General features: G+C 67.4%; 27 protein-coding genes. 3 read left to right on the top strand and 24 right to left on the bottom strand.

Going from position 1 to position 20248, the window contains the following annotated elements:
* Positions 1–2: 2 nt before the first annotated feature.
* Positions 3–1061, bottom strand: coding sequence for a 4-hydroxythreonine-4-phosphate dehydrogenase PdxA (pdxA, locus tag WDLP6_RS05730; protein ID WP_162591575.1), 1059 nt, complete (start codon positions 1059–1061; stop codon positions 3–5).
* Positions 1058–1831, bottom strand: a complete 774-nt coding sequence (locus WDLP6_RS05725; RefSeq protein WP_162591574.1) for a Nif3-like dinuclear metal center hexameric protein — start codon at positions 1829–1831, stop codon at positions 1058–1060. The genes pdxA and WDLP6_RS05725 overlap by 4 nt, the downstream gene beginning before the upstream one ends.
* 63 nt (positions 1832–1894) lie before the next feature.
* Between WDLP6_RS05725 and WDLP6_RS05720 the strand changes: the two genes are divergently transcribed.
* Positions 1895–3070 carry a trypsin-like peptidase domain-containing protein gene (locus WDLP6_RS05720; protein WP_162566207.1) on the top strand — a complete coding sequence of 392 codons (1176 nt, stop codon included), beginning with the start codon at positions 1895–1897 and terminating at the stop codon, positions 3068–3070.
* Between the two features lie 25 nt (positions 3071–3095).
* Here WDLP6_RS05720 and tatC read toward each other — a convergent pair whose 3' ends face one another.
* From tatC to WDLP6_RS05675, 9 genes are all read right to left on the bottom strand, one after another.
* Positions 3096–3899 (bottom strand): twin-arginine translocase subunit TatC, encoded by an 804-nt coding sequence (gene tatC / locus WDLP6_RS05715; protein WP_162591573.1) that lies wholly within the window; start codon positions 3897–3899, stop codon positions 3096–3098.
* Positions 3900–3959: 60 nt separating this feature from the next.
* Positions 3960–4418: a Sec-independent protein translocase protein TatB gene (gene tatB / locus WDLP6_RS05710; protein ID WP_162566205.1), complete on the bottom strand. Its 459-nt coding sequence runs from the start codon at positions 4416–4418 to the stop codon at positions 3960–3962.
* A 13-nt stretch (positions 4419–4431) separates the two neighbouring features.
* Positions 4432–4668, bottom strand: coding sequence for a Sec-independent protein translocase subunit TatA (gene tatA / locus WDLP6_RS05705; RefSeq protein ID WP_162566204.1), 237 nt, complete (start codon positions 4666–4668; stop codon positions 4432–4434).
* Between the two features lie 66 nt (positions 4669–4734).
* Positions 4735–5094 (bottom strand): histidine triad nucleotide-binding protein, encoded by a 360-nt coding sequence (locus WDLP6_RS05700; protein WP_162591572.1) that lies wholly within the window; start codon positions 5092–5094, stop codon positions 4735–4737.
* Positions 5095–5472, bottom strand: a complete 378-nt coding sequence (locus WDLP6_RS05695) for a DUF4870 family protein (protein ID WP_162566202.1) — start codon at positions 5470–5472, stop codon at positions 5095–5097.
* 9 nt (positions 5473–5481) lie between these two features.
* Positions 5482–5871, bottom strand: coding sequence for a phosphoribosyl-ATP diphosphatase (locus WDLP6_RS05690; protein WP_162591571.1), 390 nt, complete (start codon positions 5869–5871; stop codon positions 5482–5484).
* A complete protein-coding gene (hisI, locus tag WDLP6_RS05685; RefSeq protein WP_174259921.1) occupies positions 5868–6278 on the bottom strand; it encodes a phosphoribosyl-AMP cyclohydrolase in 411 nt (136 codons plus the stop codon). The genes WDLP6_RS05690 and hisI overlap by 4 nt, the downstream gene beginning before the upstream one ends.
* 20 nt (positions 6279–6298) lie before the next feature.
* Entirely contained in the window at positions 6299–7099 is an 801-nt protein-coding gene (gene hisF / locus WDLP6_RS05680) for an imidazole glycerol phosphate synthase subunit HisF (protein ID WP_162591569.1), read from the bottom strand.
* A gap of 22 nt (positions 7100–7121) precedes the next feature.
* Positions 7122–7973 (bottom strand): D-hexose-6-phosphate mutarotase, encoded by an 852-nt coding sequence (locus WDLP6_RS05675; protein ID WP_162591568.1) that lies wholly within the window; start codon positions 7971–7973, stop codon positions 7122–7124.
* 180 nt (positions 7974–8153) lie between these two features.
* Here WDLP6_RS05675 and WDLP6_RS05670 point away from each other — a divergent pair, with 180 nt between their 5' ends.
* Both WDLP6_RS05670 and WDLP6_RS05665 read left to right on the top strand, forming a co-directional pair.
* On the top strand, positions 8154–9461 hold the full coding sequence (locus tag WDLP6_RS05670; RefSeq protein ID WP_162591567.1) for a dicarboxylate/amino acid:cation symporter: 1308 nt from the start codon (positions 8154–8156) through the stop codon (positions 9459–9461).
* Between the two features lies 1 nt (position 9462).
* Positions 9463–10410: an amino acid ABC transporter substrate-binding protein gene (locus WDLP6_RS05665; RefSeq protein WP_443083393.1), complete on the top strand. Its 948-nt coding sequence runs from the start codon at positions 9463–9465 to the stop codon at positions 10408–10410.
* A gap of 124 nt (positions 10411–10534) precedes the next feature.
* On the opposite strand, the gene hisA is transcribed toward WDLP6_RS05665, so the two are convergent.
* Genes hisA through WDLP6_RS05600 form a run of 13 tightly spaced genes read right to left on the bottom strand, consistent with a single transcriptional unit; the run spans position 10535 to position 20241 of the window.
* A complete protein-coding gene (gene hisA / locus WDLP6_RS05660) occupies positions 10535–11278 on the bottom strand; it encodes a 1-(5-phosphoribosyl)-5-[(5-phosphoribosylamino)methylideneamino]imidazole-4-carboxamide isomerase (protein WP_162566195.1) in 744 nt (247 codons plus the stop codon).
* A 24-nt stretch (positions 11279–11302) separates the two neighbouring features.
* Positions 11303–11956, bottom strand: coding sequence for an imidazole glycerol phosphate synthase subunit HisH (gene hisH, locus WDLP6_RS05655; protein WP_162594970.1), 654 nt, complete (start codon positions 11954–11956; stop codon positions 11303–11305).
* Positions 11953–12582, bottom strand: a complete 630-nt coding sequence (gene hisB / locus WDLP6_RS05650) for an imidazoleglycerol-phosphate dehydratase HisB (protein ID WP_162566194.1) — start codon at positions 12580–12582, stop codon at positions 11953–11955. Before hisB ends, hisH begins: the two co-directional genes overlap by 4 nt.
* Positions 12579–13673 carry a histidinol-phosphate transaminase gene (gene hisC / locus WDLP6_RS05645; RefSeq protein ID WP_162591566.1) on the bottom strand — a complete coding sequence of 365 codons (1095 nt, stop codon included), beginning with the start codon at positions 13671–13673 and terminating at the stop codon, positions 12579–12581. The genes hisB and hisC overlap by 4 nt, the downstream gene beginning before the upstream one ends.
* 2 nt (positions 13674–13675) lie before the next feature.
* On the bottom strand, positions 13676–14053 hold the full coding sequence (locus WDLP6_RS05640) for a hypothetical protein (RefSeq protein WP_162591565.1): 378 nt from the start codon (positions 14051–14053) through the stop codon (positions 13676–13678).
* A gap of 14 nt (positions 14054–14067) precedes the next feature.
* On the bottom strand, positions 14068–15378 hold the full coding sequence (hisD, locus tag WDLP6_RS05635; RefSeq protein ID WP_162591564.1) for a histidinol dehydrogenase: 1311 nt from the start codon (positions 15376–15378) through the stop codon (positions 14068–14070).
* Positions 15375–16007, bottom strand: a complete 633-nt coding sequence (gene hisG, locus WDLP6_RS05630; protein WP_162591563.1) for an ATP phosphoribosyltransferase — start codon at positions 16005–16007, stop codon at positions 15375–15377. The genes hisD and hisG overlap by 4 nt, the downstream gene beginning before the upstream one ends.
* Positions 16004–17290, bottom strand: a complete 1287-nt coding sequence (gene murA, locus WDLP6_RS05625) for a UDP-N-acetylglucosamine 1-carboxyvinyltransferase (protein ID WP_162591562.1) — start codon at positions 17288–17290, stop codon at positions 16004–16006. The genes hisG and murA overlap by 4 nt, the downstream gene beginning before the upstream one ends.
* A 19-nt stretch (positions 17291–17309) precedes the next feature.
* Entirely contained in the window at positions 17310–17552 is a 243-nt protein-coding gene (locus WDLP6_RS05620) for a BolA family protein (RefSeq protein ID WP_162591561.1), read from the bottom strand.
* A gap of 4 nt (positions 17553–17556) precedes the next feature.
* A complete protein-coding gene (locus tag WDLP6_RS05615; RefSeq protein WP_162570351.1) occupies positions 17557–18321 on the bottom strand; it encodes an ABC transporter permease in 765 nt (254 codons plus the stop codon).
* Entirely contained in the window at positions 18321–19268 is a 948-nt protein-coding gene (locus WDLP6_RS05610) for an ABC transporter ATP-binding protein (protein ID WP_162566187.1), read from the bottom strand. Before WDLP6_RS05610 ends, WDLP6_RS05615 begins: the two co-directional genes overlap by 1 nt.
* A 35-nt stretch (positions 19269–19303) precedes the next feature.
* The gene (locus WDLP6_RS05605) at positions 19304–19576 is read right to left on the bottom strand and encodes an STAS domain-containing protein (protein ID WP_162566186.1); all 273 of its coding nucleotides are present in this window, start codon (positions 19574–19576) and stop codon (positions 19304–19306) included.
* 11 nt (positions 19577–19587) lie between these two features.
* Positions 19588–20241, bottom strand: a complete 654-nt coding sequence (locus tag WDLP6_RS05600; protein WP_162566185.1) for an MlaC/ttg2D family ABC transporter substrate-binding protein — start codon at positions 20239–20241, stop codon at positions 19588–19590.
* Positions 20242–20248 lie beyond the last annotated feature (7 nt).

The raw sequence follows: 20248 nt of genomic DNA, 5'->3' as shown, positions 1-20248 counted from the left end.
CGTCAGGGGCCCGCGCCGCGAACCAGCGAGCGGGCCATGCGCACGGCCTCGATCAGGCTCGAGGGGTCGGCAACGCCCTTTCCCGCGATGTCGAAGGCGGTGCCGTGATCGGGGCTGGTACGCACCAGCGGCAGCCCGAGCGTCACGTTGACGCCCTTGTCGACGCCGAGATACTTGACCGGGATCAGGCCCTGGTCGTGGTACATCGCGACCACCACGTCGAACTCACCCGGCCCCTGCGCCTTGGCACGCGCGCGCATGAAGACCGTGTCGGGCGCATGCGGCCCGTCGGCATCGATGCCTTCGGCGCGTGCGCTCGCGATCGCGGGCGCGATGATGTCGCGCTCCTCCGAACCGAACAGGCCGCCCTCCCCCGCATGCGGATTGAGTCCCGCGACGCCGATCTTCGGCGGCCGTCCCAGCACCGCGCCGAGCGCGCGATGCGCGATGCGTAGCGTCTGCAGCACGCCGTCGAAGCTCACGGCCTCGATCGCATCGCGCAGCGACATGTGGATGCTCACGAGGACGGTGCGCAGCTCGTCGTTGGCCAGCATCATGCGCACCGGCAGCTCGGCGATCGACCGGCCCTGATGCGCCGCGGCTTCGGCCTGCAGCAGCTCGGTGTGGCCGGGGAACGGGTATCCCGCGGCGGCGAGCGCCTCCTTGTGCAGCGGCGCGGTGACGATCGCCGCGATCTCCGAGCGCAATGCCGCGCGCGCGGCCCACACCACGCACTCGCCGGCGATGCGGCCCGCGGCGGCGCTGATCTCGCCCTGCGCGATCGCGTGCCCGGGCGCGGCGACGACCTGCAGCACGGGCACGCAGCGAGGCGGTACATCGTGTGCATCGGCGGGCGTGTCGATCAGCGCGACGGCCAGCGCCGGCTGGCCGGAGGCAGCGAGCGCCTGTGAAGCGCGGCGCACGATGCCCACGTCGCCGGCCACGAAGCAGTCGCGCATGTCGACGGCCGCGTCGCGAAACGCCTTGACGATGATCTCGGGCCCGATGCCTGCGGGATCGCCGAGCGTGAGCGCGATCGCGCCAGCCTTGTCCTTGTTCACGCGGGGTTGTCGATGTCGATGAATTCGTGCGCGAGGCCGAGCTGCGCGGCGACATGGCCCGCCACGGCCGGCGCGCCGTAGCGCTCGCTCGCGTGGTGCCCGCAGGCGATGAACGCGACGCCCATCTCGCGCGCGTAGTGGGCCTGCGGCTCCGAGATCTCGCCGGTGAGAAAGGCGTCGGCGCCCGCGGCGATGGCCGCTTCGAAATAGCCTTGCGCGCCGCCCGTGCACCAGGCGATGTTGCGGATCGCGCGATGGGCCGTGTCCAGCAGCGTGACCGGCTTGCCCAGCGCCTTTTCCACGTGGCTGGCCAGCGCCTTCGCGCTCTTGAAGTCCTCGCCGTTGTCGCGCGCGCCCAGGAAGCCGATCTCCTGGTCGCCGAAGCGGCCGGCCGCGCCTGCGTGCGCGATCAGTCCGAGTTTCAGGCCAAGCTGCGCGTTGTTGCCGAGCTCGGGATGCGCATCGAGCGGCAGATGGTAGGCGAACAGATTGACGTCGTCGCCGAGCAGCAGGCCGAGCCGCTGCTTCATCCAGCCGGTCACGCGCCCGTCCTGGCCGCGCCAGAACAGGCCGTGGTGGACGAAGACCGCATCGGCCTCGGCGCGGATGGCAGCCTCGATCAGCGCGCGGCTGGCGGTCACGCCCGAGACGATCTTGCGCACCGTGGTGCGGCCCTCGACCTGCAGGCCGTTGGGCCCGTAGTCCTTGAAGCGCGCGGGCGCGAGCAGGAGATCGAACGCGTGCAGGAGTTCGTGGCGTGTCGTGCTCATGCGGCGATTGTCTCAGTCTGGCGCTGCGCGACAATCGCTGTTTTAGATTCACCCCGGCCTTTCATGAAACGCACCTGGCTGCTGTTTGCCCAAGCCGTCACCGTCCTGCTGGCGGCTTATTTCGTCGTCGCCACCCTCAAGCCCGAGTGGCTCAACCGCCGCAGCACCTCACTCGGCGGCGTGGTGTCGGTGATCGAGGCGCCGGCCGCGAATCCGGCCATCCCCGCGCCGGGCAGCCTGAGCGCGGCCGCGAAGAAGGCGTCGCCCGCCGTGGTCAGCATCAACACCAGCAAGATGGCGCAGCGCAATCCGCGCAGCGACGATCCGTGGTTCAAGTTCTTCTTCGGCGACCAGGGGGCAGACCAGCCCCAGATCGGCCTCGGCAGCGGCGTCATCGTGAGTACGGATGGTTACATCCTCACCAACAACCACGTGGTGGAAGGCGCCGACGAGATCGACGTCACGCTCAACGACAGCCGCCACGCGCGCGGCAAGGTGATCGGCACCGACCCCGACACCGACCTGGCGGTGCTGAAGGTCGAGCTCGACAAGCTGCCCGTCATCGTGCTGGGCAACTCCGATGCGCTGCAGGTGGGCGACCAGGTGCTCGCCATCGGCAACCCCTTCGGCGTCGGCCAGACCGTGACCAGCGGCATCGTCTCGGCGCTCGGGCGCAACCAGCTCGGCATCAACACCTTCGAGAATTTCATCCAGACCGATGCGGCCATCAACCCCGGCAATTCGGGCGGTGCGCTGATCGACATCAACGGCAACCTCGAGGGCATCAACACCGCGATCTACTCGCGCTCGGGCGGCAGCATGGGCATCGGCTTCGCGATCCCGGTCTCGACCGCCAAGCAGATCCTCGAGGACATCGTGAAAGACGGCAAGGTCAGCCGCGGCTGGATCGGCGTCGAGCCGAACGACCTCACACCCGAACTGGCCGAGACCTTCGGCATCAAGGCCAATGCCGGCGTGATCATCACCGGCGTGCTGCAGAACGGGCCGGCCGCCAAGGCCGGCGTCCGGCCGGGCGACGTGATCACCGGCGTGGGCGACAAGAAGATCGGCAACGTGCAGGAACTGCTGACCGCGGTGGCCGGACTCAAGCCCGGCAACGCGGCGCGCTTTGCGCTGCAGCGCGGCGCCGACAAGATGGAACTCGACGTCACCGCGGGCCTGCGGCCCCGGATCAGCCCCAAGCGCACGCCGGATCCGAACCAGAACGACACCGAATAGGCCGCGCGCGCCGAAAGAGGCTCAGTCAGGACTGCGCCGAATCGGCGCGCTCTTCGGGCGCCTTGGTGTACTTCGAGAAGTAGCGCGCACCGATGATGCCGATCTCGTAGAGCAGGCACATCGGGATCGCCAGCGCGAGCTGCGACACCACGTCCGGCGGCGTCAGCACCGCCGCCACGACGAAGGCGACGACGACGAAATAGCCGCGGAAGGAACGCAGCTTCTCGACCGTGACCAGCTCGAAGCGCACGGCCAGCATGACCACGATCGGGACCTGGAAGGCAACGCCGAACGCGATGTAGAGCGACAGGATCGCCTCCACGTAGGACGAGATGTCGGGCGTGGCCGCCACCGACGGCGGCGTGAAGCGCTGGATGAAGCTGAACATCTTGTCCAGCACGAAGAACTGCACGAAGGCGATGCCGCAGTAAGCCAGGAAGCTGCCGAAGAAGATCAGCGGCAGCGCGAACTTCTTTTCATGGCTGTAGAGCCCGGGCGCCACGAAGGCCCAGCACTGGTACATCAGCCAGGGCAGCGCCAGCAGCACCGAGGTCATGGCCAGCACCTTGAGCGGGACGAAGAAGGGCGAGAACACGCCGATGGCGATCAGCTTCGCGTCGTGCGGCATGTGGGCGCGGATCGGGATCGCGATCAGGTCGATCAGCCCGCTCGGACCGGGCCAGATCGAAAGCAGGATGCCGGCGACCACGAGGCCATAGATGCAGTAGATCAGCCGATCGCGCAGCTCCATCAGGTGCTGGACGAAGGGCTGCTCGGTGCCGGCCAGCTCGTCTTCTTTGTCTTTGTTCTTGTCGGTGGATTCGGCCATGGGGGGACGCTGCGGGCGGGACCTCGGGGCGCGCTGCGCGCGGCCGGATCGACGTTGCGGCTAGTTGATTTTGTGAGGGCGAAAGCGTGCCACGCGCGCCGCGCCCGACAGCGCCTTGGTGCGCACGCCGTTGCGCGCCTTGTACCACTGCGGGGTGGCGCCCTGCTTCAGGCGCCAGTTCTTGCGGGGGTGCTTGTACTCGGGAAAGGAGGGCGTCGGCTCGGACAGGGCCGACAGGGTCTGGCCGCTCTCGGAGAACTGCTTCTCGAAGTCGCTCGCGCCGGACTGGATGCTGTGCTCGACGTCGCGCGCCGCTTCCTGCACCGTGTCCTTCATCTTGCGCAGCTCGTCGAGGTCCATCGAGCGGTTGACCTCGGCCTTCACGTCGTTCACGTAGCGCTGCGCCTTGCCGAGCAGCGTGCCGACAGTGCGCGCCACGCGCGGCAGCTTCTCGGGCCCGATGACGATCAGCGCGACCGCGCCGATCAGCGCAAGTTTCGAGATGCCGAGATCGATCACGGGTGTGCGGCGATCAGGACTTCTGACGCGCTTCGACGTCGATCGTCGACTTGTCGGCGGCCGGGTTGGCCGTCACCTGCGCGGGCGGCGCGCCGGGTTCGTCGGAGGACGAGCCTTCGCGCATGCCGTCCTTGAAGCCCTTGACGGCGCCGCCGAGATCGGACCCCATGTTGCGCAGCTTCTTGGTGCCGAAGATCATCACGACGACGAGCAGCACGATCAACCAGTGCCAGATGGAAAGTGAACCCATGGATTACTCCTGAAGAATGTCTGCGATTTTAGTCGGCGCCCGAAGCGCGACCACCAAGCTCGAATATCACCCCTTGAGCCAGGGCCTTGGCCCGCCCATGACGTGGGCGTGGAGATGGTGGACCTCCTGCCCGCCCTCGGCACCGGTGTTGACGACGATCCGGAAGCCGCCTTCCGGATACGGGCGGCAACCCTGCTCGACGGCCAACTTGGGCGCCAGCGTCATGATCCGTCCCAGCAGGCCCGCATCGTCGGCCGTGACCTGCGCCATCGACGGAATGTGCCGCTTCGGCACGATCATGAAATGCACCGGCGCCCACGGTGCGATGTCGTGGAAGACGAAAAGTTCTTCGTCCTCGTAGACCTTGCGCGACGGGATCTTGCCTTCGATGATCTTGCAGAAGACGCAGTTCGGGTCAGACGACATTCAGGACTCCATGGGTCGGCCCGCATTCATGCGCACCATCCCCTTGACGATGCGATAGAGGAACCAGAGGGAAATCAGGGCCCAGGCAATCCAGCCGGGGACAAAGAGCAGCAGCCACAGCCACGAGGTCAGCAGGTACAGCAGGCCGGCCCACAGCACCGAGCGGATGCGCCAGCTGAAGTGCGAGGCCTGCCAGGTGCCGGCCGCGTCGTCGCGCTTGACCAGATCGACCACGAGCGCGATCAAGAGCAGCGCAATCGAGGCCTGCGCGCCCGGCAGCACGGCGCCCACCGCCACCACCAGATGCATCACGTAGCTGATCCAGCCCCAGGTCTTGAGCGAGTCCTTGGGTTCGACGGTCACGATGTCCTGGGCCATGGCGTCCTCTCAGTCGTTGGAAGCTTCGCGATCCTGCGCCTTGCGCAGGGCCTTTTCCTCGATGCCGCTGGTGCCTTCGCGGCGCTCCAGCTCGGCAACGACGTCGCGCGGCGCGAGGCCGTAATGCGCGAGCGCGATCATGCAGTGGAACCACAGGTCGGCCACCTCGTTGACGATCTTGGCGCGCTCGCCGCCATGGTCCGCATCCTTGGCCGCCATCACCACTTCCGTGGCCTCTTCGCCGATCTTCTTGAGGAAGGCGTCAGGCCCCTTGTGCAGCAGCCGGGCGACGTAGCTCTTCTCGGGATCGCCGCCGCGTGCCGGCAGGCGGCTTTCGATGACGGCGGCCAGGCGCGCCAGCGCGTCCTCGGCGTTTCGTGGGGGGACGTCGGATTTCATCGTGGTGACGAGGTATAGATCGATGCGGGATCTTTCAAGACCGGCTCGACCGCCGTCCATCGGCCGTTCTCGTACTTGCTGAAGAAGCAGCTGTGGCGGCCGGTGTGGCACGCGATGCCGGGCTCGTGGCCGAGCTGGGTGACCTTGAGCAGCACCACGTCGTTGTCGCAATCCATGCGGATCTCGTGCACCGTCTGCACATGGCCGGACTCCTCGCCCTTGAACCAGAGCTTGCCGCGCGAACGGCTGAAGTACACGGCGCGGCCGAGCTCCGCGGTCTTGGCGAGCGCTTCGCGGTTCATCCAGGCGAACATCAGCACGTCGTTGCTTCCCTGCTCCTGCGCGATCACCGGCACCAGGCCGTTCGCGTCCCATTTCACTTCGTCCAACCAGTTCATACGGCGGATTGTCCCACCCTGGGCCTTGCTCACGTTCGCACGGGGATGCCGCGGGCGGCCATGCAGGCCTTGGCCTGGCCCACCGTGTACTCGCCGTAGTGAAAGATGCTCGCCGCCAGCACCGCATCGGCGCCGCCGGTCTGGATGCCGTCGGCCAGGTGGTCGAGGTTGCCGACGCCGCCGGAGGCGATCACCGGCACGCCGACCGCGTCGCTCACCGCGCGCGTCAGCGCGAGGTCGAAGCCGCTCTTGGTGCCGTCACGGTCCATGCTGGTCAGAAGGATCTCGCCGGCGCCGCGGCGTGCCATCTCGACGGCCCATTGCACGGCATCGAGGCCGGTGTTCTTGCGGCCGCCGTGGCTGTAGACATCCCAGCCGGGCCCGACGCGCACGCCCTCCGGCGTCAGGCGCTCGGCCTCTTCGGCGCTACGCCGCTTCGCATCGATCGCGACCACGATGCATTGCGCGCCGTACTTGCGCGACGCGTCCTCGATCACCTGCGGATTGGCGATGGCGGCCGAGTTGAAGCTGGTCTTGTCGGCGCCGGCATTGAGCAGCCGGCGCACGTCCTCCACCGTGCGCACGCCGCCGCCGACGGTCAGCGGAATGAAGACCTGCGAGGCCACCGCCTCGATGATCGGCAGGATCAGGTCGCGTCCGTCGCTGGTCGCGGTGATGTCGAGGAAGGTGAGCTCGTCGGCGCCCTGCGCGTTGTAGCGCGCCGCGATCTCGACCGGGTCGCCGGCGTCGCGCAGCTCGACGAAATTGACGCCCTTGACGACGCGGCCGCCGGTGACGTCGAGGCAGGGGATGATGCGTTTGGCAAGCATGTGATGGCTTCGGTCCGAAAAATCAGGTCACGGTGAGCTGTTGCCAGCCCTGCCAGGCAGCGCCCGGCGCGAGCAGCACGGGTTCGTCGATGCGCGCGGCCTCGACGCAGAGCATGTGGCGCCATCCGTCGTCGGGCATGTCGGCGAGCTTGGCGCTGAGTTCGGGGCCGGGATTCCACACCACCGTTTCGGTGCAGTTCGCGCTGTGCGCGATGGCGAGCGTGCCGGACGCCTGCACCAGCCGCAGCGGCCCGGCGGGCGCCGCATAGACGCTGTCGAACTCGGCGCCGAAATGCAGCGCCGGTGCCGTCTCGACCTGCCGCACGTCGCGCACCGAATCCCAGCGCCTGGCGCCCTGCAGACCTTCGAGCCGCACGGCCGTCGCATCGTCCACGCGCAGGTAGCTGTGCAGCGCGGCCGCGAACGACCAGGGCAGCGGGCCGGGATTCTCGACAGCCAGCGCGATGCGCAGCGCGCGCGGCGCCAGGGTCACGGAAAGACGAAGGTGGAAGGCATGCGGCCAGAGGGCGCGCGTCGCGTCGCTGTCGTGCAGCGAGAGCGCCAGCGTGCCATCGCCGCCCTCGCCTTCGGGCCCTTCGGGGGTATGGGCCTGCCACGCGACATTGCGCGCGAAGCCGTGCTTGGGCAGGGGCCCGCGCTGGTTGAATTGCGGCCAGCAGACCGGCACGCCGCCGCGGATCGCGCTCTGGCCATCGAACAGCGCTTCGGGGCTCAGGTAGATGCGCTCGACGCCATCGGCCGTGACCCACGACAGCACGTGGGCGCCATGCAGGGCCACCGTGCAGCAGTCGCCCGCAGGCAGGGTGACTTGCAGCGCAGGCTGGCCACGAAAGACAAGGGCTTGGACGGACATGACCCGATTCTAGGTTTCAGCCGCATGGCCCCAGGCCGACACGGCATGGCCGCAGCCCGGATCGCCATTGCGGCAGGCACGGATTTGGCATGAAATCACTCCCCAGCAGGGATCCGCGGCGCGCGCGGGCCGGCGGTGAGGGAACGACATCTCCAGAACTCATTCGACAAAGGGGCTCTCATGACAAAGAAACTGCCGCCAGCGGCATGGATCCTGATCGCGATGGTGATCGGCATCGTGCTCGGCTACATGGTCTTCCTCAACTTCCCGGACAAGAAGACGGCGACCGAGATCGCGGGCTACATCTCGATCATGTCGGACGTCTTCCTGCGGCTCATCAAGATGCTGATCGGGCCGTTGGTGTTCTCGACGCTGGTGGTCGGCATCGCGCACATGGGCGATGCCGCTTCCGTCGGCCGGGTGTTCGGCAAGTCGCTCGGCTGGTTCGTGACGGCCTCGCTGATCTCGCTGATCCTGGGCCTGATCATGGCCAACCTGCTGCAGCCGGGCCACAACCTGGGCCTGCCGCTGCCGGACATCGGCGCTTCCGCCAACCTCGCGACCTCGAAGTTCACGCTGAAGGACTTCGTCGCCCACATGGTGCCGAAATCCTTCGCCGAGGCCATGACCAACAACGAGATCCTGCAGATCGTCGTGTTCTCGATGTTCTTCGGCGTCGCGCTGGCCGCACTCGGGGAAAAGGCCCGCACGCTGATCAACGCGATCGACGAACTCTCGCACGCGATGCTCAAGATCACCGGCTACGTCATGAAGCTGGCGCCGCTGGCCGTGATGGCCGCGATGGCCGCCACCGTGGCCGTGAACGGCCTGGGCATCCTGCTCAAGTTCGCGGTCTTCATGGGCGATTTCTACATCGGCCTGTTCCTGCTGTGGGGCGTTCTGACCTTCGCGGGCTTCGTGTTCCTCGGCCCGCGCGTGCTCAAGCTGCTGGTGCTCATCAAGGAGGCTTTCCTGCTGTCCTTCGCGACCGCGAGTTCGGAGGCGGCCTATCCCAAGATCCTCGACGCGCTCGACCGCTTCGGCGTCAAGCGCAAGATCTCCAGCTTCGTGATGCCGATGGGCTATTCCTTCAACCTGGACGGCTCGATGATGTACTGCACCTTCGCGGTGCTCTTCATTGCCCAGGCCTACGACATCCATCTGCCGATCGGCACCCAGATCACGATGCTGCTGATCCTGATGCTCACCTCCAAGGGCATGGCCGGCGTGCCGCGCGCCTCGCTGGTGGTGATCGCCGCGACGCTGAACCAGTTCAACATCCCCGAAGCCGGTCTGTTGCTGATCCTCGGCGTCGACACCTTTCTCGACATGGGCCGCTCGGCCACCAATGCGGTGGGCAATTCCATCGCCGCGGCGGTGGTCGCCAAGTGGGAGGGCGAACTGATGTCGGAGAGCGATGCCGATGCGAACGCGCGCACGCTGGACGCCGAAAGTTCCGCCACGCTGGCCCACCCTGTACATGCTTGAGATGTGCACCATGAGGCTGATCCGCAAGCTGTCGATGGCAACCGTGCTGCTGACGGGGCTGCTCGGCCTGCCGCAGTCTGCGCTGGCCCAGACCGACGCCACGCCGGCGGCGCCGGCCGCACTGACCGGCACGCTGGCCAAGGTGCGCGAAGCCGGCGCGGTCGCCATCGGCTACCGCGAATCGTCGATTCCCTTTTCCTACCTGTCCGCACGCAACGAGCCCATCGGCTATTCGATCGAGCTGTGCAAGGCGCTGGTCGAGGCGCTGGGCGACGCGGTGCACAGGACGCTCGCCATCCAGTGGGTGCCGGTGACCTCCGAGTCGCGCATCGACGCCGTCGTCAAGGGGCAGGTCGATCTGGAGTGCGGCTCGACCACCAGCAACCTCGAGCGGCAGAAGCGGGTGAGCTTCTCGCCGACGATGTTCGTCTCGGGCACCAAGCTGCTGGTGCGCAAGGGCTCGCCGGTGCGCTCGTACGCCGACCTTGCAGGCAAGACGGTGGCCGTCACCAGCGGCACCACCAACGAGAAGACGATGCGCGACCTGTCGGCGCGCTTCAAGCTGGGCCTGAACATCGTGGTGTCGCGCGATCATGCCGATTCGTTCGCGCTGGTGAAGGCCGGCAAGGCCGATGCCTTCGCGACCGACGACGTGCTGCTGTACGGCTTCATCGCGCAGGACAAGAGCGCGGCGCAGGGCAACTCCGACTACCAGGTGGTCGGAGATTTCCTCTCGTACGACCCCTATGGCGTGATGTACCGCAAGGACGATCCGCAGCTGGCCAAGGTGGTGAACGACACCTTCCATGACCTCGCCGAGCAGGGCGAGATCGAGCGCCAGTACAAGCGCTGGTTCCTGCGCAAGCTGCCTTCGGGCACGAGCCTGGATTTGCCGATGAGCCCGCAGCTAGAAACCATCATCCAGACGATGGCCGTAAAGGCGGAGTAGCACGGCCGCGGCGCAGGGAGCCCAAGCCAGGAACACCGCGGAGCCGCCTTTGCCGGGCCGCCGGTGTTGCCCCCGACAGGGGGTTGGCGAAGCGACACGAAGTGCGCGCAGCCTGGGGGCGAGCCTATTGTTCGGCGAGTTCGTCGGCGCGGGCTTGGGCGGCCGCGAAATCGAGATCGCCCGAGTAGATCGCACGCCCGCAGATCACGCCCTCGATGCCGTCCGACTCGACCGCGCAGAGCTTGTCGATGTCGGCCATGTTCGAGAGGCCGCCCGACGCGATCACCGGAATCGTGAGCGCCTGGGCCAGCCGCACGGTGGCCTCGATGTTGATGCCCGAGAGCATGCCGTCGCGGCCGATGTCGGTGTAGATGATCGACTCGACGCCATAGTCCTCGAACTTCTTGCCGAGATCGGCCACTTCGTGCCCGGTCAGCTTGCTCCAGCCGTCGGTGGCGACCTTGCCGTCCTTGGCGTCGAGGCCGACGATGATGTGGCCGCCGAAGGCGCTGCAGGCGTCCTTCAGGAAGCCGGGATTCTTGACCGCGGCGGTGCCGATGATGACGTAGCGCAGGCCGTCGTCGATGTAGCGCTCGATGGTGTCCAGGTCGCGAATGCCGCCGCCCAGTTGCACCGGGATGTCGTCGCCGACTTCGCGCAGGATCGCCTTGATCGCCGCATGGTTCTGCGGCTTGCCGGCGAAGGCACCGTTCAAGTCGACCAGATGCAGGCGCCGGGCGCCGGCCTCGAGCCAGCGGCGCGCCATGGCGGCCGGGTCTTCGCTGAAGGTGGTGGACTGGTCCATGTCGCCCTGTTTCAGGCGAACGCAGTGGCCGTCTTTGAGATCGATGGCGGGAATCAACAGCATGGCAAGGCGACCCGAAGGGGTGGTCTAGGGATTCCAGTGGAGGAAGTTTCGATAAAGCTGCAACCCATGGTCCGCGCTCTTTTCGGGGTGGAACTGGGTCGCGAAAATATTATCGCGTGCGATCGCGGCTGTGAACGGCGCACCGTAATCGGCTTCGCCCACACTGTGGCGGGCGTCGGCCGGCTTCGCATAGAAGCTGTGAACGAAATAGAAATACGCCAGGTCGGGCACACCCGCCCAGACCGGATGCGGCTGCGCCTGGCGGACCTGGTTCCAGCCCATCTGCGGCACCTTGTAGCGGCTGCCGTCGGGCTGCACGCGTCCGGCGAGTTCGAACTTGCGCACCTCGCCGGGAATCAGGCCGAGGCCATCGGTCGGCCCCTCGTCGCTGTGCGTGAGCAGCATCTGCATGCCGACGCAAACGCCGAAGAGCGGCTTGCCGGCGGCCGCCTCGAGCACCGATTCCTGCAGGCCGGAATCGCGCAGCTCGCGCATGCAGTCGGGCATCGCGCCCTGGCCCGGCAGCACGACGCGCGAGGCGCGCCGCACCACCGCCGGATCGGAAGTGACGAACACCTCCACCCCGACCTGGTCGGCCGCGTGCCGGACCGCCTGCGACACCGAACGCAGGTTGCCCATCCCGTAGTCGACGACAGCGACTGTGTTGCTTTTGCTCAGAGCGAACCCTTGGTCGAAGGAATGACGCCCGCCGAGCGCGGGTCGAGTTCGAGCGCGGCACGCAGGGCGCGCGCGAAGGCCTTGAACACGGTTTCGCACTGGTGGTGCGCATTGACGCCCTTGAGGTTGTCGATGTGCAGCGTGACGAAGGCGTGGTTGGCGAAGCCCTGGAAGAATTCGTAGGTGAGCTGGGTGTCGAAGCTGCCGATCATGCCGCTGGTGAACGGCACGTCCATCACCAGTCCGGGACGGCCGGAGAAGTCGATCACGACACGGCTCAGCGCCTCGTCGAGCGGCACGTAGGCATGGCCGTAGCGGCGGATGCCCTTCTTGTCGCCGACGGCCTTCGCGACCGCCTGGCCCAGCGTGATGCCGACGTCTTCCACCGTGTGGTGGCCGTCGATGTGCAGGTCGCCCTGGCAGTCGATGTCGAGGTCGATCAGGCCGTGGCGGGCGATCTGGTCGAGCATGTGGTCGAAGAAGCCGATGCCCGTCGACAGCTTCGAGCGGCCGGTGCCGTCGAGGTCGACGTGGACGGTGATCTTCGTCTCGGCGGTGTTGCGCGTGACGGCGGCCGTGCGCGCGCCGGTCGCGACGACTGCTTCGGGTGCCGTAGGGGTGTTCATAGGGATGCTTCGAGCGCTGCGAGCATCTGCGCATTCTCGTCGGCGCATCCGACGGTCAGCCGCAGGCAATTCGCGAGCAGGGAATGCATTTTAGAAACGTTCTTGACCAGCACCCCACGCGCCTTCATGCCCTCGAAGGTTTTTGTGGCATCGGGGACACGGATCAGCACCATGTTGGCATCGCTCGGCCAGTGCTTCACGCCCGGCAGGCGGTCCAGCGCCCGGGCGATCAGCGCCCGGCCGGCCCGGATCTGCGCCGCCTGCTCGGCGAACACCTCGGCGTGCTCCAGCGCGAACAGCGCGCATTCGCAGTTGAGCACGCTGATGTTGTAGGGCGGTCGCACCTTGTCGACCTCGGCGACCAGCGCGGCCGGCCCCATCAGGTAGCCCAGGCGGACGCCCGCGAGGCCGAACTTGCTGAGCGTGCGCATCAGCAGCACGTGGCCGTGGTGCGCGACGCGGTCGATGTAGCTCTTGCCGGCGAAGGGCTGGTAGGCCTCGTCGACGACGACCAGTCCGCCCTGCGTGCCCTGGGCCTCGACGATCTTCTCGATCGTGGCGTCGTTCCACAGGTTGGCGGTCGGGTTGTTCGGGTAGGCCAGGTAGACGATGGCGGGCTTCTCGCGCGCGATCGCCTCCAGCATGGCGGCCTCGTCGAGCTCGAAGTCGGCGGTCAGCGGCACGCCGACGAAGCGCAGGCCCTGCAACTGCGCGCTCATCGCGTACATCACGAAGCCGGGCACGGGCGCGAGGATGGCGGCACCCGGCAGGTCGCAGGCCAGCGCGAGCAGCGAGATCAGTTCGTCCGAACCGTTGCCGAGCATCAGCGCGAAACCCTCGGGCATGGCGGCATGCGCGGCCAGCGCACGCTGAAGGTCGGCGCCGCGCTCGCCCGGATAGCGATTCAGCGCCAGCGCGCCGAGCCGCCGGCCCAGCGCCGCCTGCAAGGCGGGCGGCAGGCGGAAGGGGTTTTCCATCGCGTCGAGCTTGAGCAGGCCGCGCGCGTCCTGCACTGCATAGGCGTGCATCGATTTCACGTCGCTGCGGAAGCGCTCGAGGGCGCGGGCGGTGGTGTCGGAGGAAGTCGTCATGGTCATTGGGCGCAACGATAGCTGTTGCGCAGCGCGGCCGACACCACGAGCTGCACCGGCATGTCGGCCTCGTAGTCGTCGGCGTTGCGGGTCAGTTCGGTCTGGTAGAGGGAGCGCGCCATCGAGGGTTCGAGCCGGCGGCCGTCGACGCAGAACAGCGGCTTCTGGCCGGCGCGCTGCGCGGCGTCGCTGGCTTCGCGCAGGCCCTCGACCACGCCCACGAGGTAGTAGGTGGCGTAGGTCTTGCCGTCCTTTTCCTTGGCTTCGAGCGTTCGCATCTCGCGGATGGTCATCGCCTGGGACGTGGCGGCCCCTGCCAGCAGCACGATGCCCAGGCAGCGCAGAAAGTATCTGGCCGGGATCCTCACGCAGGAGATCATCGCCGTCCGCTCCCTCAACGCAGGCGCAGGCGCGCCGCCTCGGCATGCGCCTGCAGGCCCTCACCCTCGGCCAGCGTGACGGCGATGCGCCCCAGCGCCTGGGCGCCCTCTTCGCTCACTTCGATCAGGCTGGAGCGCTTCTGGAAATCGTAGACGCCCAGCGGCGAGCTGAAGCGCGCCGTGCCGCTGGTCGGCAGCACGTGGTTGGGGCCGGCGCAGTAGTCGCCCAGGCTCTCGCTGGTGTAGGCGCCGAGGAAGATCGCGCCGGCATGTTTGAGCAGCGGCTCCCATCGATGCGGATCGCGGCTGCTGACTTCGAGATGCTCCGGCGCGATGCGGTTGCTGATCTCGCAGGCCTCTTCCATGCTGCGCGTGTGGATCAGCGCGCCGCGGCCGTTGAGCGAGGCCGCGATGATGCCGGCGCGCGGCATCGACGGCAGCAGCCGGTCGATGGCCTGCTGCACGCGATCGATATAGCCGGCGTCGGGGCACAGCAGGATGCTCTGCGCGAGTTCGTCGTGCTCGGCCTGGCTGAAGAGGTCCATCGCCACCCAGTCGGCCGGCGTGCTGCCGTCGGCCAGCACCAGGATCTCGCTCGGGCCGGCGATCATGTCGATGCCCACGGTGCCAAAGACGCGGCGCTTGGCGGCGGCCACGTAGGCATTGCCGGGGCCGGTGATCTTGTCGACGGCGGGAAGGGTCGCGGTGCCGTAGGCCAGCGCGGCCACCGCCTGCGCGCCGCCGATCGTGAAGGCGCGCGTCACGCCGGCCACGTGCGCCGCGGCCAGCACCAGCGGATTCTTCTCCCCGCCGGGCGTGGGCACCACCATGATGATCTCGCCGACGCCGGCCACGTGCGCGGGAATCGCGTTCATGAGCACGCTCGACGGATAAGCCGCCTTGCCGCCCGGCACGTAGATGCCGACGCGGTCGAGCGGCGTGACCTTCTGGCCGAGCAGCGTGCCGTCGGCATCGCGGTAGCTCCAGCTCTCGCCGCTCGCTTTCTTCTGCGCCTCGTGGTAACTGCGCACACGCTGCGCGGCGGCTTCGAGCGCCTGGCGCTGCACGGTGGGCAACGCCTCGAAGGCCGCGCGCAGTTCGCCGGCGCGCAGTTCGAGCGCGTCCATGCCGGCGGCGTCGAGCCGGTCGAAGCGCCGGGTGTAATCGAGCACCGCCGCATCGCCGCGCTCCCGGACGTCAGACAGGATGTCCGCCACCACCTGTTCGATGGCAGCGTCCGCTTCGGCGGACCAGTGCAGCCGGGCCTTGAACTCGGTTTCGAAGTCGGCCGAAGCGGTCGACAGTCGCGCGGGAGTGGCTTTCATACGGCTGAAGCGAATGCGTCGATGATGCGGCGGATCGGGGCTTGCTTGAGCTTGAGCGCGGCCTGATTGACCACCAGCCGCGCGCTGATGTCCATGATGCGCTCGACCTCGACCAGGTGATTCGCCTTGAGCGTGTTGCCGGTCGACACCAGGTCGACGATGGCATCGGCCAGCCCGGTCAGCGGCGCGAGTTCCATGCTGCCGTAGAGCTTGATCAGGTCGACGTGCACGCCCTTGCCGGCAAAGAACTCGCGCGCCAGACCGACGTACTTGGTCGCGACCTTGAGGCGCGAGCCCTGCCGGACGGCCGAGGCGTAGTCATAGTCGGCACGCACCGCCACGCTGAGGCGGCAGGCGGCGATGCGCAGGTCGAGCGGCTGGTAGAGGCCCTGGTTGCCATGTTCGAGCAGCACGTCCAGGCCGGCCACGCCGAGGTCGGCGCCGCCGTACTGCACGTAGGTCGGCACGTCCGAGGCGCGCACCAGCACCACGCGCACGTCGGGCCGCGTGGTGCCGAGGATCAGCTTGCGCGATTTCTCGGGATCCTCGCTGACCTCGATGCCGGCCGCGGCCAGCAGCGGCATCGTCTCCTCGAAGATCCGGCCCTTGGACAGCGCGAGGGTGATCATGGCTGGAACTCCGCCGGCCCGGCCACGCGCTCGATGTCCGCGCCCAGGCCGCGCAGCTTGCTTTCCATGCGGTCGTAGCCGCGGTCGAGGTGGTAGATGCGGTCCACCAGCGTCTCGCCTTCGGCCACCAGGCCGGCGATGACGAGGCTGGCCGAGGCGCGCAGGTCGGTCGCCATCACGGTTGCGCCCGAGAGTTGCGGCACGCCCTCGATCACGGCCACCTTGCCGTCGGTCTGGATGCGGGCGCCCAGGCGCAGCATCTCGTCCACGTGCATGAAGCGGTTCTCGAAGATCGTCTCGGTCACGGTCGAGGTGCCCTCGGCGATCACGTTGAGCGCCATGAACTGCGCCTGCATGTCGGTCGGAAATCCGGGGTACTCGGTGGTGCGGAAGCTCTGCGCGCGCAGGCGGCCGTCGCTCTGCACGTGGATGCCACCGTCCGTCGCGGTGACGCGCACGCCCGCTTCGCGCAGCTTTTCGATCACCGCGTCGAGGTGGTCGGCGCGGCCATGTTTCAGGATCGCGTCGCCGCCCGTCGCGGCCACGGCGCAAAGGAAGGTGCCGGCTTCGATGCGGTCGGCCACCACCTGGTGCGTGCAGCTGCGCAGACGGTCCACGCCCTGGATGCGGATGCGGCTGGTGCCGTGGCCTTCGATCTGCGCGCCCATCGCGATCAGCATCTCGGCCAGGTCGGAGATCTCGGGCTCCTGCGCGGCATTCTCGAGCAGGGTCTCGCCTTCGGCCAGCGCGGCGGCCATGAGGAAGTTCTCGGTGCCGGTGACCGTCACCATGTCGGTCGTGATGCGCGCGCCGTGCAGGCGCCTGCGGCCGCCGGCGAGGCTCGCCACCATGTAGCCGTGCTCGACCGCGATGTCGGCACCCATCGCCTGCAGGCCCTTGATGTGCTGATCGACCGGCCGCGAGCCGATGGCGCAGCCGCCCGGCAGCGACACCTTGGCCTTGCCGAAGCGCGCCAGCAGCGGCCCGAGCGCGAGCACGGAGGCGCGCATGGTCTTCACGAGCTCGTAGGGCGCCTCGGGCGCGTGCAGCGGGCCGGCGTCGATGCGCACGGTGCCGTTGTCGTCACGCTCGGCGATCACACCCATGTTGCGGATCAGCTTGAGCATGGTCGCGACGTCCTGCAGCCGCGGCACGTTGTGCAGCGTGACGGGCCGGTCGGTCAGCAGGGCGGCGCAGAGTTCGGGCAGCGCGGCGTTCTTGGCGCCCGAAATGAGCACCTCGCCGCGGAGCGTGCGCCCGCCGCGAATCAGAAGTTTGTCCATGAACGATCCAGCGAGAAAACTAGGAGGGTTGATTGGCCCATTCGGCCGGTGTGTAGGTCTTCATCGACAGCGCATGCACCTCGTCGGTGTGCATTTTGGCACCGAGGGTCGCGTAGACGCGCTGGTGTCGCTGGATGGCGCGCTGGCCTTCGAATTCGGGCGAGACGATGGTGGCGTACCAGTGGCGGCCGTCGCCCTCGAGCGCGATGTGCTCGCAGCGCAGGCTGGACTGGATGATGGATTGAAGTTCTTCGGCGGTCATGGGTTCAGCCCCGGATTTTGTACCCGATGCGCAGAAGATGGACGGCGATCGCGCTGACAACCAGCCAGGCGACGCCGACGATGGCGAGGCTCAGCCACGGCGAGGCGTCGCTGACGCCGAAGAAGCCGTAGCGGAAGCCGTCGATCATGTAGAAGAACGGATTCAGGTGGCTCACCGTCTGCCAGAAGGGCGGCAGCGAACCGATCGAATAGAACACGCCCGACAGGAAGGTCATCGGCATGATCAGGAAATTCTGGAACATCGCCATCTGATCGAACTTCTCGGCCCACAGGCCGGCGATCAGCCCCAGCGTGCCCAGCATGGCCGCGCCCAGGAATGCGAACACCAGGATCCATACCGGCGCAACGAAGCTGGGCACCGCGAAGAAAGCCGTCACGACGAAGACGCCCACGCCGACCGCCAGCCCGCGCACGAGCGACGAGCCGACGTAGGCGAGGAACATGCCCCAGTGCGACAGCGGCGTCAGCAGCACGAACACCAGGCTGCCCATGATCTTGCTCTGGATGATCGACGAAGAACTGTTGGCGAACGCGTTCTGCAGCACGCTCATCATCACGAGCCCGGGCACGAGGAAGGCCGTGTAGCGCACCGTGCCGTAGACCTTGACGTGGTCTTCGAGCGCGTGGCCGAAGACCAGCAGGTAGAGCACGGCGGTCAGCACCGGAGCGCCGACGGTCTGGAAGCCGACCTTCCAGAAGCGCAGCGTTTCCTTGTAGAGCAAGGCGCGCCACCCAAGCGCACTGATCATCATCTCGCCACCTCCAGCGGCGTCTGCTCACCCGCCATCAGGTCGATGAACACATCCTCCAGATCGGCCTTGCGCATCTCGACATCCTCGACGGCCAGGCCGGCCTCGCGGATGGCGGCCAGCAATTGCTCGACTTCGAGCGCATTCTGGGCCGGCAGTTGCACGATGCGGCCGGTGATGCGCGCGTGCTGCGCGATCGCCCAGGGCAGCATGCCGTCGGTCTTGAAACGCAACACGTTGCTGGCGGCCGAGCGCAGCAGCTCGCTGGTGCGGTCCAGCGCGATCACGCGGCCCTGCTTGAGCATCGCGATGCGATGGCACAGCGCCTCGGCCTCTTCGAGGTAATGGGTGGTCAACAGCACGGTGCTGCCCTCTTTGTTGAGCTTGGCGATGAACTGCCACAGGGTCTGCCGCAATTCGACATCGACGCCGGCGGTGGGTTCGTCCAGCACGATCACCGGCGGCTTGTGCACCAGCGCCTGCGCGACCAGCACGCGGCGCTTCATGCCACCGGAGAGCTGGCGCATGTTGGCCGTGGCCTTGTCGGCCAGGCCGAGGCTGTGCAGCAATTCGTCGATCCAGGCGTCGTTGTTCCTGATGCCGAAATAGCCCGACTGGATGCGCAGCGCCTCGCGGACGTTGAAGAAAGGATCGAAGACGAGTTCCTGCGGCACCACGCCGAGCTGCCGGCGCGCTTCGGCGTAATCGCGCTGCACGTCGAAGCCATGAACCTGGATGGACCCCGAACTCGGGCGCGACAGGCCCGCCAGCATGCTGATCAGCGTCGTCTTGCCCGCGCCGTTGGGCCCCAGCAGGCCGAAGAACTCGCCCTCCTCGATCTGGAACGTGACGTTGTCGACGGCTCGAAGACCAGGGTGTCCCTGGGCACGCTGCTGTCGCGAGGCGGGGTAGGTCTTGGAGACCGATTGGAAAGAGATCGCGGGCATAGGCAACCCGCCATTTTAGGGGCCGACGCCGTTCTCTAGGGCGCGGCCGGCAAAAGGCCCGCGACGCCATACAACGCGGCCAACTCGCGCAGGCGCGGAGGCAGGCCCTTGACCGAGAAACCGCGGTCGCGGGCGCGCGCATCGCGGCGGCATTCGAGCAGCACGGCAAGCGCCGACGAATCGAACTGCGTCAAAGCACTCGCGTCCACCACCGTGGACGTCTCGGCCTGCCCGGCGAGCCCCTGCTGGAGCATGTGCACGCAGGCAGGCGCTTCGTCGTGTGTCAGCTTCGGTGGCAGGACCAGCATCGGGTTCTCGCTCAGCTCTTGCTGTTGCTCTTGTTGCGCGCCGCCAGCGCAGCGATCAGGCCGTCGATGCCCTTGCTGTTGATCTGCTGCGAGAACTGCGTGCGGTAGGTATCGACCAGCCAGACGCCGAGCACGTTGAGGTTGAAGATCTTCCAGCCGCCGGCCTCGCCCGGTGTCTTCTCGAGCCGGTAGTCCAGCTGCACGGGATCGCCGCTGCCCCGGACCTCGGTGCGCACGAGCACTTCCTTGTCGTCGGTCGAGCCGCGGAACGGACGCACGGTCACCGTCTGGTCGCTGACCTGGTCGAGCGCACCGGCATACGTGCGCACCAGCAGGGTCTTGAATTCCTGCTCCAGTTGTTGCTGCTGCTCGGGCGTGGCCTGGCGCCAGGCGGGGCCGACCGCCGATGCGGTCATGCGCTGGAAGTCCACGTTCGGCATGATCTTGCTGTCGACCAGCGCCATGATCTTGTTGACGTCGCCGGCCTTGATCGACTTGTCGGCCTTGATGGTTTCGAGCACGTCGGAGGAAAGACGCTTCACGAGTGCGTCGGGGGCTTCGTCGGCGGCACGGGCCGGCTGCACGAAAAAGACGGCCGCGCCCAGCAGCAGCAGGCTGGCGAGCGCAAAGCGTCCGAGCGAACGGCGTTGGAGAATCTGATTCATCGAATAA

It is taken from the genome of Variovorax sp. PBL-E5 (assembly GCF_901827185.1).
In the GTDB taxonomy this organism is placed as follows: Bacteria; Pseudomonadota; Gammaproteobacteria; order Burkholderiales; family Burkholderiaceae_C; genus Variovorax.
The sequence above is the reverse complement of the archived record's forward strand: the minus strand, read 5'-3'. Positions and strand labels throughout refer to the sequence as shown.